This is a genomic window from Phytoactinopolyspora endophytica (assembly GCF_004138495.1).
In the GTDB taxonomy this organism is placed as follows: domain Bacteria; phylum Actinomycetota; class Actinomycetes; order Jiangellales; family Jiangellaceae; genus Phytoactinopolyspora; species Phytoactinopolyspora endophytica.
Genome location: NZ_ML142878.1, coordinates 5,783 through 18,485 on the forward strand (window position 1 = coordinate 5,783; position 12,703 = coordinate 18,485).

10 protein-coding genes are annotated in these 12,703 nt (G+C 67.2%); 4 read left to right on the plus strand and 6 right to left on the minus strand.

The window, feature by feature from the left end:
* Positions 1 to 88: 88 nt before the first annotated feature.
* Complete coding sequence (locus ELR45_RS32830) at positions 89 to 1,033, minus strand: ATP-binding cassette domain-containing protein (RefSeq protein ID WP_129670042.1); 945 nt, start codon at positions 1,031 to 1,033, stop codon at positions 89 to 91.
* Between the two features lie 419 nt (positions 1,034 to 1,452).
* On the opposite strand from ELR45_RS32830, the gene ELR45_RS32835 reads away from it, so the two are divergent.
* The 3 genes from ELR45_RS32835 (at position 1,453) to ELR45_RS32845 (ending at position 3,719) form a co-directional block, all read left to right on the plus strand.
* Positions 1,453 to 1,929: a MarR family winged helix-turn-helix transcriptional regulator gene (locus ELR45_RS32835; RefSeq protein ID WP_129670043.1), complete on the plus strand. Its 477-nt coding sequence runs from the start codon at positions 1,453 to 1,455 to the stop codon at positions 1,927 to 1,929.
* 501 nt (positions 1,930 to 2,430) lie between these two features.
* Positions 2,431 to 2,913 (plus strand): GNAT family N-acetyltransferase, encoded by a 483-nt coding sequence (locus ELR45_RS32840; RefSeq protein ID WP_129670074.1) that lies wholly within the window; start codon positions 2,431 to 2,433, stop codon positions 2,911 to 2,913.
* Between the two features lie 50 nt (positions 2,914 to 2,963).
* Positions 2,964 to 3,719 carry a DinB family protein gene (locus ELR45_RS32845; RefSeq protein ID WP_129670044.1) on the plus strand — a complete coding sequence of 252 codons (756 nt, stop codon included), beginning with the start codon at positions 2,964 to 2,966 and terminating at the stop codon, positions 3,717 to 3,719.
* Between the two features lie 25 nt (positions 3,720 to 3,744).
* Here the strand turns inward: ELR45_RS32845 and ELR45_RS32850 are convergent, their stop codons facing one another.
* A complete protein-coding gene (locus ELR45_RS32850) occupies positions 3,745 to 4,572 on the minus strand; it encodes an SGNH/GDSL hydrolase family protein (RefSeq protein ID WP_205857746.1) in 828 nt (275 codons plus the stop codon).
* A gap of 164 nt (positions 4,573 to 4,736) precedes the next feature.
* Here ELR45_RS32850 and ELR45_RS32855 point away from each other — a divergent pair, with 164 nt between their 5' ends.
* The gene (locus ELR45_RS32855; RefSeq protein ID WP_129670045.1) at positions 4,737 to 5,231 is read left to right on the plus strand and encodes a 4'-phosphopantetheinyl transferase family protein; all 495 of its coding nucleotides are present in this window, start codon (positions 4,737 to 4,739) and stop codon (positions 5,229 to 5,231) included.
* A gap of 70 nt (positions 5,232 to 5,301) precedes the next feature.
* Here the strand turns inward: ELR45_RS32855 and ELR45_RS32860 are convergent, their stop codons facing one another.
* The 4 genes from ELR45_RS32860 to ELR45_RS32875 all read right to left on the minus strand — a co-directional run bounded on the left by ELR45_RS32860 (position 5,302) and on the right by ELR45_RS32875 (position 12,575).
* A complete protein-coding gene (locus tag ELR45_RS32860; protein ID WP_129670046.1) occupies positions 5,302 to 6,633 on the minus strand; it encodes a M1 family metallopeptidase in 1,332 nt (443 codons plus the stop codon).
* Positions 6,630 to 10,508, minus strand: a complete 3,879-nt coding sequence (locus tag ELR45_RS32865; RefSeq protein WP_129670047.1) for a Pls/PosA family non-ribosomal peptide synthetase — start codon at positions 10,506 to 10,508, stop codon at positions 6,630 to 6,632. The genes ELR45_RS32860 and ELR45_RS32865 overlap by 4 nt, the downstream gene beginning before the upstream one ends.
* A 199-nt stretch (positions 10,509 to 10,707) precedes the next feature.
* On the minus strand, positions 10,708 to 11,388 hold the full coding sequence (locus tag ELR45_RS32870) for a response regulator (RefSeq protein ID WP_129670048.1): 681 nt from the start codon (positions 11,386 to 11,388) through the stop codon (positions 10,708 to 10,710).
* Positions 11,385 to 12,575 (minus strand): sensor histidine kinase, encoded by a 1,191-nt coding sequence (locus ELR45_RS32875; protein ID WP_129670049.1) that lies wholly within the window; start codon positions 12,573 to 12,575, stop codon positions 11,385 to 11,387. Before ELR45_RS32875 ends, ELR45_RS32870 begins: the two co-directional genes overlap by 4 nt.
* Between the last annotated feature and the right edge of the window lie 128 nt (positions 12,576 to 12,703).

Below are 12,703 nucleotides of genomic sequence, written 5' to 3' on the forward strand. Positions count from 1 at the left end.
GATCACGGCGGAGGCCACCAGGCCGGAACCGACCATCCAATAGGTCGAGCGGAGCGTGCGCAGCCGCGTCCACTCGTATCTGAGCGCATCAAGCATTCTGGGCACCTCTGGAGGCATGGGCGGTCTGGATCGGCTTTTCGGCAACGAACTGCTCTGCGGCGCCGGTCGCGGACATGAAGGCCTCTTCCAGCGAGGCCGAGCGGCTGGAGAGCTCGGCGAGCTCGACGCCTTCGGTGAACGCCAGGTGCCCGACCGCGCCGATCTCCATTTCCGAGACGACCAGCTCGCCGTCGTCACCTTTGGCGACGGTCGCGCCCTCGGCTTCGAGGGCGGAGATGAAGGTGCCGGCAGCGGGGCTGCGGACGATGACGGTCGACCGGGTGAACTCGCGGACGAACTGGTCGACGTCGCCGTTGAAGATCATCGTGCCGCGGCCGATGACGACCAGCTCGTCGGCCATGAGCTGCATCTCCGACAGCAGGTGGCTGGAGACGAAGATGGTGCGGCCCTCGGAGGCCAGGCGCTTGAGCAGGTCGCGCATCCAGTGGATGCCGTGCGGGTCGAGCCCGTTGGTCGGCTCATCGAGCAGCAGCGTGTCCGGGTCGCCGAGCAGCGCTTGGGCCAGGCCGAGACGCTGGGCCATGCCCAGCGAGTAGCCCTTGGGCTTCTTGCGCTTGACGGGGCCGAGCCCGACTAGCTCCATGACCTTGTCGACGCGGGCGTCGTCGATCCCGTTGGCCGAGGCGAGCATCTTCAAGTGGTTGCGGGCACTGCGGGTGGGGTGGAACGGCTTCGCTTCCAGCAGCGTGCCGACGCGGTTCATCGGGCGGCGGATCGAGGCGAACTCCTCGCCGTCGAACCGGGTCTCGCCCTCGCCGTGGTCGAGTCCGAGCATCAGGCGCATTGTGGTGGACTTGCCCGAGCCGTTGGGGCCTAAGAATCCGGTGACCACCCCGGGTCGGACCTCGAACGAGAGATCGTCCACCGCTACCGTCTTCTTGTATCTCTTATGCAGGCCCTTCGCACAAATCATGGTGTTCCAATCGGGAGACTCGAACGTGATTCGGCTTCGAGCAAATTGCCGAACACGTTGCGGCCCAATGCTGCGGGTCGGCCCAGCCGGGGGCCGATGGTAGGGCCAGCGATACCGACGGCGGCGGGCGAGGCCACGACACCTGCTGACGTGCCGCCGGTGGCACCGGTCGCGGCGGTCAGTAGAAGCCGTCGCATGCCTGCGGCGAGAGGGGATGCAGACGATTCTGTCGTCATCGCTATGCCTTTCAATCGATTGTGAGACCGGGGGGCGATCCGAAATCCTCATTAGGTAACCTAAGCATAGGTTACCTAATGGTCGTTACGGTCTCGGAATGCCAGTGATGTCAGTCACCGAGGCCGACCGGTTTACTATCGGCAGACCGTGCCGAATGCCTTCCAATGTGAAAGCAGAACCACATGTCCTCTTCACTGTCTGAATCCGAGCCGCTCATCCGGCTGCTGTGGCGCGCACACAACTGGTTCCGAGCAGCCCTGACTGCTGCGTTCGAAGCCCAGGAAGACGGGTTGACCATCAGCGCGGCACACGTCACCCTGCTGAGTCAGCTCCCGTCAGAGGGGGCGAGCATCGCCGAGTTGGCTCGGCGTCTGGGCGTCAGTGCCCCGACTGCGCACCAGTGGGTCCATGAACTTGTCGCCCTCGGTGTGGTGACAGTGGAAAGCGATCCGCGGTCAGCTCGGTCGAAGCTCGTGTGCCTCTCGGCGGCCGGTGCTCAGCGCCGAACCGAGACGATGCAGATACTTGCGGGGCTCGAAACCGCGCTCGCCGAACGCGTCGGTGTGGATGCCGTCAGAGCGCTTCGGGCCGCGCTGGAGGAACCGTGGGGATCTCCGGAATGGGCAGTGGCGGAACTCCCCGACCTTTCCACCCGGTGACTCTGTCGGTTCGCGGACGCAGCGGCCAGTCCTTCCTCGACCCGACCTGTTGATCCGCAGGGAGCACGATTACGCCTCTTCTGGCCTCTACCTGCATGTTTACCGACACGACCGCCCCCTTCGGGTCATGCCAGAACCCAGGGTTCGACGTCGTTTCATGCCAGACTCCGTGCCAGGCGATTCGCACTGGATGTCGAGCGGGACGACTTCGCGGGCTGTGTCGCGGGTCGCCGGAGGTGCCGGGTGTTCGCCCTGGACGCGGCAGTGGGCAGAAGGCGAACGGGTCGCCGACGCCGATCTGGGGATCGAGCTGACTGCCCAGGTCGTCGAAAGGTACGGGGCCTCCCGACAGGAACGCGCCCCGCGGGCCTACAACGAGGACGATCTGATTGCGTTGTCTCTCCGCTGACAGCCGACGGCTGCCGTGGATCTCAGGTGGCCATCTCTAGATTAGTCTAAGCTAGATTGGACACCGTGAGCGATCCATCGACATTACGTCCGGTGACGGTTGAGGATCTGCCGCAGCTGCGGCGTCTAGCCACCGACCCCGACAGCCTTGGCCCGGACTGGGGCGGATACGGCGACCCCGGCCATTTCGACCGCCGACTTGGCGAAGACGGGCTCCTTTCCGACCACGACGGCATGCTCGCCATCGACGTTGGTGGTCGGTGTGTCGGCCAGGTGTCATGGCGAGCGGTCAGGCATGGCGGCTCGCATCACTGCTGGGGTATCGGGGTGTCTGTGTTCCCCGAACACCGGGGCTGCGGACACGGTTGGCGCGCTCAGAGACTTCTGGTGGACTACCTCTTCGCCACAACCCCGGTTCACCGCATCGAGGCGAAGACCCGCGCCGACAACGCCGCTGAGCAACAGGCCCTGGCCAAGCTTGGGTTCACCCTGGAAGGCACGCTGCGCGGAGCGCAGTTCAAGGACGGCGAATGGCGCGACACCATGCTGTTCAGCCTGCTGCGTACGGACCGGTGAACCAGTCGCCCGACGTGGCGCAGGCGGGACCGGTGCGGGAGACTGCCTCGATGACTGCTGAATATGCCCAGAGCGACCAGTTCCGTGGTGCACGCATTCACCTGTGCGACCTTGCCGGCCTCGAGATCCGCGACTGTGAGGTCAGCGGTCTGAAGATCGTCGACTGCTATGGGAGCGACGTCTATCTCGGTGGCGACTTCGAGCGTGTCGTCGTCAACGACGTCGACGTGACCGCCTACGTCGAGGCCGAGCTCGACCGGCAGCACCCCGCGCGGGCGCTGGCGCGGGACGCCGCGGCCCCCGACGGCTACCGCTCTGCTTGGGATTCCATCGAGACGCTGTGGGTGGCGACGCTCGAGCGCGCCCGGCTGTTGCCCGAGGCCAAACTCTACGAGCAGGTCGACGGCGAGTGGTCGTTCGTCGAGACCCAACGGCACCTGTTGTTCGCCGCCGATGCCTGGCTCGGCAACGCCGTACTCGAGGAGGAGGAGCCGTACCACCCTTGGGGCTTCCCCGCCGGCGGGATGCCGCCCGACGAGGCGGCGAAACTCGGGCTCACGCTCGAAGCCACCCCGACGCTCGACGAGCTGCTCGCGCCGCGGCTCGCCCGGATGGCCACGATGCGACGTGTCGTCGACGGACTCACCCAGACCGAGCTCGATCGGGTCTGCCGTCGCAAACCGGCGGACCCGTATCCCGACCAGGAGTACGTCGTGCGTCGCTGCCTCAGCGTAGTGCTGAAGGAAGAGGTCGAGCATCACCGATATGCGGTGCGCGACCTTGCCGTACTCGAGGCCGGCACCTGACCGCTTCACCCGACGAAGGACCTGATCAGCAGCCGTGGAATCGGTCGCTGCCGGCCCAACCGTTGTTTGCCCAGGCGTCGGGTTCGGCTGGGGTGAAACCGGGGTAATGGTCGGCGAGCTGTTCGAGGGTCCAGCTGGTGAAGCGGGCTGCGCCTTGGGGACAGGTGTGGATGCCGTCTTCGCTGCGGTCGATCGTTCCGTCGTGCTCTCGGGCGTATTCGTTGCCCCAGACTTCTGCGGCGTCGAGGTATTCGACGCCGTCGAGGTTGTTAGCGATCTGCTGGGCGGCTTCGTGTGCCGTCGCGAGTTCGTCCATGTGGGGCTCGTAGAACTCGTCGGGCTGGATGGGTGGCATCGAGGCGATGAGAAGGTCGGCGTCGAGTTCCCTGGTGGTCTCGGCAAGGCGTTCGTACGCGGCGCGCTGTTCCTCGGGCGTGCCCCAGTCGTAGGTCGTGACCTGGTAGATCACCACGCCACCCCCGGCACGTCCAAGTTCTTCCGGCAGGGCGTTCCACTGTTCCTCGGCGTTGGGGCCGACGATGTTCCCGCCTCCGGTGGAGGTGGCGTCGATGAACCTCACGCCGCTTTCGGCCAGGCCCTGTTGCAGGGCGACTGCTTGGCCGGCGGCGACGGAGTCGCCGAGGAAGAGCACGGGCGACAGGCCGGCTTCATCGGCCTGGGAGGATTCGGTCCAGCCTTCGCTACCGGTGTCGTCGGCTTCGTTGGTACCGCAGGCGGTCAGCGCCACTGCTGCGAGAGCAACTGACGCGATGCCCGTCGGGCGCCCTAGCCGGTAGCGGAGGTTGCCGTGGGCAGCGGCCGGAGTAGTGTCGTGGGTTTTGTTGGTTCGCATGCTTCGAATCTCGCAAGCTACTGTCGCGGCTACGGTGCAGGCGTGTCGCAGTTGTGTCGCAGACGCGGTCGATGCCGCAGGCTAGAATCCAGGGATGACGTCGCCGCGTCTGACCGACTTGGAGCCGGCGAGCGCCCGTCAGGAGTGACGGAGAACTGCGCATCATGAGTACGCGGATCGCTATGCACCCGGCCGATGAGAACGCCGACGCGGTCCTGCGGTTCCGGGTGGCCGATCTGCTCTGCGTCGCCGAGGGCGTCGTGCGGGTGGGCCGACTCTGTGGCCGCTGCGGCTCGGCAGCGCACGGGAGGCCCTGGGCGAGGATGACCGGCGCCCCTGCCCAGGTCGGGGTGAGCCTCTCCCGGTCCGGGTCGCACCTGCTCACAGCGGTGACTACCACGCATGACATCGGTGTCGACATCGAGTCCGTCGCCGCCGTCGACGCCGGCTGGGAACCACGGCTGGTGCTGCATCCGGCTGAGGCCGAGTTAGTGCGGACGGCGGGGGAACGGGCGGCGATGTGGTGCCGCAAGGAGGCGATCTTGAAGGCGCTCGGTGACGGGCTTGACACTCCGATGGCCTCGATCCGGGTCGCGGACTTCGAGGTCATCGATGTGCCGGCACCGGAGGGCTACCGGGCCGCGTACGCGATCATGTAGGCAGGCTGGCCAGGAGTGCAGACCGGGATCTCCTCTATCACGCCGCCGAACCAGCGGCGCTCGGTCAGGCTCAGGGGTGGTGCAGCCGGGGAGGCTCGGGCAGCTCGGTCGAGAAGAGCCAGGCGTCGAAGAGGTCTGAGAGGTCCTCGCCGGCGAACTCGTTGACGTGGGCGATGAACATCTCGGTGGTGACGTTGCCGCCGTTGTTGGCCGCGACCCAGGTCCGGAGGATCTCGAAGAACGTGTTGTCGCCGACCCGTGCCCGCAGCGCATGGACGGTGAGGGCGCCACGCTTGTAGACGCGGTCGTCGAACATCAGTTCCGGGCCGGGGTCGCCGAGCAGCAGGTCGCGCGGGAGGTTCGCGAGTTTCTCGTAGTGGTCGTTCACTCGTTCCTGGACCGGCTTGACTCCGGACTCATGGGACCACAACCACTCGCTGTAGCAGGCGAAGCCCTCGTGCAGCCAGATGTCCTTCCATTGGCGCAGCGTCACCGCGTTGCCGAACCACTGGTGGGAGATCTCGTGGGCGATCAGTCGGATCGCGTCCCAGCCGTCGTCGATGAAGTTGCGGCCGAAGGTGGACAGGCCCTGCGACTCGAGCGGGATCTCGAGCTCGTCGTCGGTGACTACGGCGGTGTAGGAGGTGAACGGGTAATCGCCGTAGATCTGGGTGAAGAAGTTGAGCATTTCGGCCTGCCGTCCGAAAGAAGCCTGGAAGTTGTCGGAGTGCCGCTCGGCCGGGGCGATGGTACGGACCGGGACTGGAGCGCCTGTCTGTTCGGTGACCTCGTAGCGGCCGATCTGGACCGTCGCGAGGTAGGTCGGCATCGGCGCGTCCTGCTGGTAGGACCACGTGGTGGCGCTTCCGCTGCGCTTGGTCGTGACCAGCTCGCCGGCTACTGCGACGTAGTAGTCGGACGGCGCGGTCACTGCGAGGGAGTAGGTCGCCTTGTTGTCCGGCCGGTCGTTACAGGGGAACCAGGACGGTGCGCCGTGTGGCTGCGCGGCGACGATGGCGCCGTCGGCCAGTTCCTCCCAACCGGCGCTGCCGAGCACCCGCGAGGGCACGGGGCGGGGGTTGCCGGCGTATTTCACCCGCACCTGGAACTGCTCTCCGGAGCCGACCGGGTGCTTGACGACGAGCTTGCCGCCACGGTGTGTGAACTTCTCCGGCCGACCGTTCACAAAGACCTTCTGGAGGCGAAGCGCGTGCAGGTCGACACGGATCGCGTCGGTGGCGGTGAGCGCCCTGCATGTCAGGGTGGCGTCGCCGTCGAGTCGGTTGCCGACAAGCTTGTAGCCGAGGGCGAGGTCGTAGTGGAGGACGTCGTACGACGCGTCTCCGTGGCCGGGCACGTAAGGGTCGCTGCCGGGGTGCGCCGGTCTCGCAGTGAAACTCATTCGTCTTCCTCCCATGGGCCGATCGGGTTCCCGATCCAACGCGTTCGGGAGGGTACGCTCTCACCACGCATGACCAGCGACACGGGACCCACTGTGGCATGGCGGCCGATCGTCGCGGCCGGCAAGATCACGCTGTTGGGGCCCAGCGTCGCTCCGGCTCCGAGTGCCACCGTGTCCATGCTGAGCACCCGGTCGTGGAATAGATGGGTCTGGACGACGCAGCCACGATTGACCGTCGCACCGGCGCGGAGTTCGACCAGGTCGGTCTCGGGCAGCCAGTAGGTTTCGCACCACACACCCGGCCCGATCCTCGCGCCGAGCATGCGCAGCCACACATTGAGCGCGACGGTGCCGGCGGTCACGCGGGCGAACCACGGGGCGGCGAGTACCTCGGTGAAGGTGTCAGCGAGCTCGTTGCGCCAGACGAAGGAGGTCCACAGGGCATGGTCGCCGGTGTCGTGGCGCCCGACGAGCAGCCACTTGGCGGCTACCGTGACCAAAGCAGCCAGGACGCTGCCGACGATCAGCACCGGCCCACCAAGGATGATGCCGAGCAGGATGCCGATGTCGTCGCGGGTGAGCAGCCAGAACAGAGTCGCCCCTACACCGATGTGGAGCGAGACGCCGAGGAACATCGGGAGGATCCGGCAGGACTCGACCAGCCCGCGGTAGACGCGGAGCTTCTTCGGCGGGTCGTAAGTGCGGCTACTGTCCTGGTCATCGCTGGTGCGCCGCAGCTTCTGCGGCGGGCTGCCCATCCACGACGTTCCGGCCTTGGCGACGGCCCGGCCCGGGGCCGCGGAGAGGACCGCGACCAGTGACTGCTTGGGGACCTTGCGGCCTGGGGCGAGCATGCCGGAGTTGCCCACGAAGGCACGCTTGCCGACCTTGACCCGCTCGACGCGGATCCAGCCGCCGCCGAGCTCGTAGAAGCCGATCAGCGTGTCGTCGGCGAGGAAGGCGTGGTCGTTGACGTGGACCAGACTCGGGATCAGCAGCACCGTGGAGGCTTCCACGCCCTCGCCGATCCGGGCTCCGAGCAAGCGCAGCCAGATCGGCGTGATGGCACTGGAGTAGACCGGGTAGAGCCAGTCGCGGGCCTCGTCGAGAAGCCGGAGCGTCCCCCAGATCTGGACGCCCACGGCTGAGTGGACGGGGTGGTGGCCCGGAGAGATGCCCCACGCGAAAAGCCGGGTGAGACCGAGAACGAGTAGCGACAGGACGACGTACGACAGCAGCGCGGCCAGGGGCAGCAACGGCAGAGCGGAACGGATCGCCTCGCCGAAAGTGTCGGTACCGCTGACGACGGGAACGAGCACGGCCGCGCCGACCAGCATCGAGACCCCTGGGAGCGCGGCGATCAGGAAGGCAACCAGGCCGTAGACGCCCAGCCACAATGAGCTTGACGACGGGCCCTTGGCCGACCAGGGACCACGGGCCTTGGCATGGCGCTCGGCCGGGGAACCGGACCAGAACTCGGCGGCAGGGACCCTGCCGGCGACGTGGGAACCGGGGGCGATCTCGGCGTCCTTGCCGACCACGGAGCCGGAGGCGAGGGTGCTGCGGGCCCCGATACGGGCGCGGGCGCCGATCCTGATGTGGCCGATGTGGACAAGGTCGCCGTCGATCCAGTGGCCGGCCAGGTCGACCTCGGGCTCGACCGCCGCGTGCTTGCCGATCTCGAGCATCCCCGTGACCGGGGGCAGAGTGTGCAAGTCGACGCCCTTGCCGATCTTCGCACCCAGCAGACGGGCGTAGAAAGGGAACCACGGCGCCCCGGCCAGACCAGCGGCACCGAGCTCATCCTGGATCTTCTCGGCGAGCCAGATCCGCAGGTGGACCCGGCCGCCGCGGGGGTAACTGCCTGGCTCGAGCCTGCGGAGGAAGAACCGGGCGAGGCCCGCGGCCAGGGTCATCCGGCCGGGCGGGATGAGGAAGAACCAGCCCGTAACGATCATCAGCCATAGCGGAAACGACTCCAGCCAGGGCAGGTCGGTTGCTGCAGCGCCGATCGTAGAGGCGATCATCAGCCAGGTCACCCAGCGCAGCGCAGCCAGCGCCCGCAGCGGGACGAGCGCCAGCAGCTGGCCGATCTGAGTCTTCCGGCGGATCGGCCGAACCTTGCGGTCCGACATCACCTTGGCGCGGCCCATGTCTTCGAGGTTTGCGGCCAGCGTGGCCACCGTCGGGTTGGCGTAGAGATCTCCGACGGCGACCTCGGGATACTTCTCCCGGAGCCGGCCGACCACCTGGGCGGCGGTAAGCGACCCGCCTCCGAAGTCGAAGAAGTCATCCTTGGGTGAGGTGACGTCGGCGCCGAGCACTTCGGCCCAGATCTCGGCGATCCAGGCGCTGGTGCCGCCCAGCTTGGCGACGGTGTCGCGACTCTTGGGCAGCGGCCACGGGAGTGCATCGCGATCAACCTTGCCGGAGGTGCGGGTCGGGAGCTCGTCGACGACGGCCAGGCGCGGCACGAGCGCGGCCGGCATCCGCAGCCGTAGGAGTTCCTTGGCCGCGCCGGAGTCATAGCGGTCGTTGACGGTGAGATAGCCGACCAGCACTTTGTTGCCGGACTTCGTGGAGCGCACGGTGGCAGCGGCGGAGACCACGCCGGGGATCCGCAGCATCTGGTCGTCGATCTCGCCGAGTTCGATGCGGCGTCCGCCGAGCTTGATCTGGTCGTCGGCGCGACCGGCGAATACGAGGCCGTCGGGGTCATTGCGCACGACGTCGCCGGAGCGGTAGGCACGATCCCAGGCCAGCGTCGGCATAGGTGCGTACTTCTCAGCGTCCTTCTCAGGGTCGAGGTAGCGGGCCAGGCCGACGCCGCCGATGATCAGCTCGCCGGACTCGCCTTCGGCGACCGGGTGGCCTTCGGGATCGACGACGGCGAGATCCCAGCCGTCGAGCGGGAGCCCGATCCGGACCGGGGCGTTGCCGTCGAGCATCGCCCCGCAGGCGACGACGGTGGCCTCCGTGGGGCCGTAGGTGTTCCAGACCTCGCGTCCTTCCGCCTGGAGCCGGGCAGCCAGCTCGGGCGAGCAGGCTTCGCCGCCCATAATCAGCAGCCTGACCTTGGCCAGCGCCTGGCGCGGCCACAGGGCGACGAGGGTTGGGACAGTTGAGACGATCGTGATGTCGTTGGCGACCAGCCAGGGGCCGACGTCGACCCCGGAGCGGACGAGCGACCGCGGCGCCGGCACCAGGCACGCGCCGTACGCCCAGGCCAGCCACATCTCCTCGCAACTGGCGTCGAAGGCGACCGAGAGCCCGGCCATCACGCGGTCGCCGGTGCCGATCGGGCGCTCCTGGAGGAACATCCGGGACTCGGCTTCGACGAAGGCGGCGGCGTTGCGGTGGGTGACCGCGACACCCTTGGGCTTGCCGGTGGAACCGGAGGTGAAGATCACCCAGGCATCGTCGCCGGGCTCCACGTCGCGCTGGGGCGTGGCCTCACTGGCGCGTCCGGCGGGGGTGGGCGAGACGACAAGGTCGTTGCCGACGATCGCCACCGCACCGGATTCCTCGAAGACGACGCGGGCCCGCTCGTCGGGGTCGTCGGCATCGACAGGGACGTAGGCGGCCCCGGCGACGAGGATGCCGATGATCGCGACATAAAGGTCGGTCGTGCCAGACTTGATGCGTACGCCGACCTTGTCGCCCGGGCCGACGCCGATCGCTGCGAGTCGCCCGGCGAGCTCGGTGGCTGCCTCGTCGAGCTCATCATAAGTCAGCGTTTCCAGGCCGCTGTCGACGGCGAAAGAGTCGCCGTACTCCTCGACTGTGCTCCGGAAGATGGAGACGAGGGTGCGCGGGGAAGCGGCCCGGTCAACTGCGAGAAGCTCGGGGAGCAGGGCGTGTCGAGCATCGACCATTGGCGAATTGTCGTACACCCAGATGAACGGCGGACGTACGGCCATCCCTGGTCCGGCCGCAAAGGCGCTCCACGCCGTTTTCTTCGCAGGTCAACCCCCACCGTGCCACGGACTTATCGCAACTTCGGACCAGCTCATGCCGCCTCGAGACGGGAGCGCTGACGGAATAAGCGAACTATCCGTCACATTGCCGAATGGGTCAGACCAGGCCTTGGTCGCGAGCGTATAGCGCAGCCTGAGTGCGGTCGCGAAGGCCCAGCCGATTCAGGATCCTGGAGATGTGATTCTTGACGGTTCCTTCGCTGAGGTATAGGCGCTCGGCGATCTCACGGTTCGTCGAGCCGGTGGCCACGAGGCGCAGTACGTCGACCTCCCTGGCAGTCAGCGGATGGCGGGTCGGTTCTCGGCGCGGTGAGTTGTTCGGACGGTCGAGTGCCGACGTGAGCCGGGCTGCCGCGGCCGGATCGAACTGGACAACGCCGGCGTGCGCCGTTCGTACCGCATCGGCAAGTTCTTGCGCCGGACGGTCTTTGAGCAGGTATCCGCTGGCGCCGGCCTGGAGCGCATGCACGACGTACTCTTCGTCGTCGAAGGTAGTAAGCATGACCACCCGGCAGTTCGGAGCCCGGCCACGCAGGACGGTGACCGCTTCGATGCCGTCCATGGTGGGCATCCGTACGTCCATCAGGGCTACGTCCGGCTCCAAGTTGAGTACGGCGTCAATTGCCTGCCTGCCATCGGCCGCGGTGCCGACCACCGCAATGCCGGGCTGTATATCCAGCAAGGACGCTATGCTCTCCCGAATCAGCCGCTGGTCGTCGACGACGATGACGCAGATGTCGCGCGCTGGCCGTGGGACACGTTCTGGCTCGTCGGTCACACAGCCACCTTGTGCGGGATGGTAACGATGACCCGCGTGCCCGCATCCGGCCCGCTGACCACCTCAACCGAGCCGCCCACGAGCTGCACTCGCTCACGCATTCCGAGCAGGCCGTAGCCTTCACGCTCGGGCGGAAGTCCGCACCCGTCATCGGCGACTACCAGATGTGCACCTTCGTCGTCACAGCGAGCGGTCACCCGCACGTGGGACGCCTGGGCGTGGCGGCGGGCATTGGTGATGCCTTCCTGGGCAGCCCGGTAGAGCGTGGTCAGCGCGGCCGGATCACACCGGCCTTCATTACCGGCGAAGTCGAGGCTGACCGACAGCTCGCCGCCGGCAGCCTCGTGAACCAGGTCATCCAGTGCCGCCGAGAGGCGGAACGGCTCAGTCGGGGCGCGCAGCGTGCGTACCGAGTGCCGTACGTCCTCAAGTGCACGCCGTGCCGAGCGGCTGGCATCGTCAAGGGCCTGCCGTACTGCGGGGCGGTCGCTGTCGAGGAACGTCGTGGCCTTCTCCAGCAGGACTGTGATGGCCGTCAGGTGGTGCCCGAGCCCGTCGTGGATGTCGCGTGCGACCCGGTTCCGCTCGGCCGCCGCCGACAGCTCAGAGACCCGTGAGGCATAGGTGCGTAGCTGGGCATGGGACTGCTCCAATCGCGCCCTGCCGCGCTGCTCTTCCACGGCGACCGAGGCCATCGCGATGGTCAGCGCCAGCCCGACCACGAACATCAGCAGATCGGAGACCTGCTCGACTTCGCTGTACCACTGCGGGACAGTCAACTCGAAGCTGATCACGAGCAATCCCAGGCTGACGAGGCCGAGGGCGATGCTCACCTTCCAGCCGAACGCGAAGTACGCAGTGAACGGCAACAGCAGAAACAGCACCCGGGACAGGCCGGAGCCATCGGAGGCAGCCACAGCAACGAACAGGCACAGCCGAGCGACGAGCAGGGCGATCGCCGGGACGGTCGGCGTGCTCGCCAGGTATCGGCGGCGCTCGACGACGTCCAGCGCCATCAGCAATGTCAATCCGGCCACGAACGGCACAACGCTGGTGTGACCGAGGCCGGTGATTCCCGCGAATGTCCCGGCGACCAAGACGACGCCGTAGAGCACCGGTGAAACCCACGGCACCGGTCTGGTGGGAGAACCCGCAGGAACTGCGGCGTCGAGCCCGGCTGGCAGCATGCATGTAGCGTACGGCCCTCGTGTGGGTTCCGGTCGATGGGCGGATCGGCCGATGCCTATCGGCCGGTGCCGATCGGCACGGGTGTCGAGGTGATTGGCGGCTGCGAGCCTGGCAATCAGGCACTGTT

Coding starts and splice junctions, on each gene's coding strand:
- ELR45_RS32830 (WP_129670042.1), bottom strand. CDS start 1,033: ATGATTTGTGCGAAGGGCCTGCATAAGAGATACAAGAAGACGGTAGCG.
- ELR45_RS32835 (WP_129670043.1), top strand. CDS start 1,453: ATGTCCTCTTCACTGTCTGAATCCGAGCCGCTCATCCGGCTGCTGTGG.
- ELR45_RS32845 (WP_129670044.1), top strand. CDS start 2,964: ATGACTGCTGAATATGCCCAGAGCGACCAGTTCCGTGGTGCACGCATT.
- ELR45_RS32850 (WP_205857746.1), bottom strand. CDS start 4,572: ATGCGAACCAACAAAACCCACGACACTACTCCGGCCGCTGCCCACGGC.
- ELR45_RS32855 (WP_129670045.1), top strand. CDS start 4,737: ATGAGTACGCGGATCGCTATGCACCCGGCCGATGAGAACGCCGACGCG.
- ELR45_RS32860 (WP_129670046.1), bottom strand. CDS start 6,633: ATGAGTTTCACTGCGAGACCGGCGCACCCCGGCAGCGACCCTTACGTG.
- ELR45_RS32865 (WP_129670047.1), bottom strand. CDS start 10,508: ATGGTCGATGCTCGACACGCCCTGCTCCCCGAGCTTCTCGCAGTTGAC.
- ELR45_RS32875 (WP_129670049.1), bottom strand. CDS start 12,575: ATGCTGCCAGCCGGGCTCGACGCCGCAGTTCCTGCGGGTTCTCCCACC.